Raw genomic sequence first — 2,770 nt, 5'->3', positions numbered from 1 at the left:
TCTAGTTGATGATGGCACCAGCTGCGACCCCTTCTAACAACCTGTATAGGACTGCATAGACTAAAATAATCAACACAGCGCCTTCACGCGGGGGTTTCCCCCATGAGCGACTGCCGTGGTCCCCCCATGAGCGACTGCCGTGGTCCCCCCCATGAGCGACTGCCGTGGTTTCCCCCACTCGCGCTTTGCATCAAGACAAGGCTCAACTGTCTTACGGTAAATTCAAACCACTCGCGCTTTGCATCAAGACAACGAAAGTATTATCAACGAGGCCTAAGGGCTAGGTTGCTTATAGAGTCGGCGTTGTAACTTATTTCGTCGCCCCCTCAGGAACACTTTACATTTAAAGCGTTTCAGGTTATTTCGTCACCCCTTCAGCCTCTAAATATATTAGGAATATATGAACCAAAAAAAAGCTTTAATTATGCTTTAAAACTTGGTAGCATCAAAAAAGATAATTTAATAAAGTTTTTGGACAAAGAAGCCAAAGAAGCGGAAAAAACTAGACTAACAATAAGAATAGATACAGTCATTGTTCTGGATAATTCCTCAAGTCATAAAATTCATCAGGTAAGAGCTAAACAAAAAGAATGGTTAGAAATGGGATTGTATTTATTTTTTTTGCCAACTTATAGTCCAGAACTTAATCTAATAGAGGGTGAGTGGCGTCAACTTAAAGCGATGCAGCAAGGGAACAGGGGGTTTCCCCCATGAGCGACTGCATCAAGAAACTCATCAAATCTCTGGTCGAATGTTTGAGGATGAATACGATTTAGCTTTAGCAGTTAAAGAAGGTATAAAAAAACGAAGTTACCAAGTAGGTTATCAGCTTCAACAGTGGACAATATCTGGAAATGTAGATAGTAAAAATTATCAAGTTTTTAACCTTTAATTAAGCCCACCTACTTACCAGTAAACCTAAACCTCCCAAACCTCCTGTAATCATGTAGCTAGCATCTGAACGGAAACTTAAAGGCTTTTGACATTATCGTTTTCTCAAAAATTAAGTAATCATATTGGAGCTATATGGAACTTCATACATCACTATAATAACACAATTTGTACTTGACCATTACTATGCAGGACTACCGAATAAAAATAATCATTATTATTATGAAGTCTGCGATCTTCGATCGCAGACTTCACCAGCGATTGCTATCACCTAAATCCTTACAAATCTTTGCCAAAACGCTGTCTAAAATTGGCTATTGATTTTGCTGGAAGTACATAATGTTCACAATGTAGATCGCCTGCTTCAAATTCTAATTCTTGCAAAATTTGGTAATGTAATTCAGACTGTTCTCCATCGCAAATTCCTACAGTAGGCTCCAGTTGCTCGAACTGAGATGATAGTAAAGCAGAAAAAGCACAACCCATGATATTAAAAGGATTTGAATTAAAAACTGCTTCCTTTTGAGCATTATTCATTATTTTTTCTACAGAGGGTAGTAAATGGACTGTGGTTTTTATAGGAAATGGCGATCGCAACATCCCTCCCTCACTAAATAAAATATCTTCCCGTTCCTGAAAACGCTTAATAGCTTGCTCTACTGAAAAACAATGAGGACCAGAATCATCAACAATTAGCGTACCAGGCTTAACCTGCATAATATCTAATACATTTGCGACATTTGTAGCTCCAACAATTAAAGTAGAGTCGTAAATTTCTTGGGGAACTGTTGTTTTTGATAATGCCAACTTTATTTTACCTTTAAAACCAAATTTATGTACTAAATTTTGTTCAATATTCTCCAGGAATTCTAACTTACTGTAAACGTCACAAAGAGTAATTTCTTGAGGATGTGGTAAGCATTTCAACATTAACGGCAGCACATTCATTCCCACAGAACCTAATCCAATAAATCCTACTTTTTCTGTACTTAAATCCCGGCCACCTTGCTCACATATCTTCTTAATAGTCAATACAACAGCAGCACCAGTTGTTCTATGTCCAGTCGTAATTTTTGGCAAATCCTCACGGTTAGCAACTGCCTTAGTAATTGCCAATCCATAATCAGTAGCAGAAGGAATTAAACCAGTTAAAGAAACAAATTTAGCACCAATTATTCCAGCCATTTCTAATGCTTCAATAATTACCTGTACTGCATCATCTTGATTGCTATATAAATCCGAAACAAATCGAGGCAAAGCTATTATTGCAATTCGACCCCAATTAGTCTGTTTAATCATCGTCCAAAAAGGAAGATTTTCAAAGATATTTTCAATCATATAATCTCGACTCCAGTCAAACATTTCTGGATCATATTCTCCCCAATAACATAAAGCTGCAGCATCGACAGGAGGAATTTTACCCACAGTAAATAAAGATAACAAAGAGCGAGATTCAAATTGTACATACTCGGAATTTTTAGTTTGTACAACTTCCTTATTTAATGTTTCCTGAACTTCATTATTAATTGATTGAGAAATTGGCTCTTGAGAGACATTTTTATTTTGTATTAGTTCTGTCATAATATTACTTAACTCAGCAATTATTGGGTGTAATAATAAAGTTTTTACTGAGAGACTAATGTTGAAATTTGTGGATATCTTAGAAACTAATTTGACTGCGGTTAGAGAATGACCCCCCAAATCAAAGAAGTTATCATATATTCCCACCTGTTCTATACCCAACACTTCTTTCCAAATCTCTGCTAATACCTTCTGTGTCTGTGTCTGTGGAGCTACATACTCCGTTGACACACTACTGGCCACATCCGGTACAGGCAAAGCCTTACGGTCTACCTTACCGTTAGGAGTCAGAGGCAGT

The 2,770-nt window shown here is 37.4% G+C and carries 3 protein-coding genes and 1 pseudogene; 3 read left to right on the top strand and 1 reads right to left on the bottom strand.

Annotated features, from left to right (window positions below):
- The first annotated feature begins 312 nt into the window (after positions 1 to 312).
- The 3 genes and pseudogenes from F6K20_RS32895 to F6K20_RS32885 all read left to right on the top strand — a co-directional run.
- Complete coding sequence (locus F6K20_RS32895) at positions 313 to 714, top strand: transposase (protein ID WP_081431835.1); 402 nt, start codon at positions 313 to 315, stop codon at positions 712 to 714.
- A gap of 37 nt (positions 715 to 751) precedes the next feature.
- A complete protein-coding gene (locus F6K20_RS32890; protein WP_008190455.1) occupies positions 752 to 892 on the top strand; it encodes a hypothetical protein in 141 nt (46 codons plus the stop codon).
- 90 nt (positions 893 to 982) lie between these two features.
- A pseudogene (locus tag F6K20_RS32885) lies at positions 983 to 1,069 on the top strand (IS1 family transposase); the annotation flags it as partial.
- Between the two features lie 101 nt (positions 1,070 to 1,170).
- Here the strand turns inward: F6K20_RS32885 and F6K20_RS32880 are convergent.
- A partial coding sequence (locus tag F6K20_RS32880) for a phosphopantetheine-binding protein (RefSeq protein ID WP_287297560.1) occupies positions 1,171 to 2,770 on the bottom strand: 1,600 nt, incomplete at its 5' end.

It is taken from the genome of Moorena sp. SIO2C4 (genome assembly GCF_010672485.1).
Lineage (GTDB): Bacteria > Cyanobacteriota > Cyanobacteriia > Cyanobacteriales > Coleofasciculaceae > Moorena > Moorena producens.
This window is presented reverse-complemented; position numbering and strand designations above follow the sequence as displayed.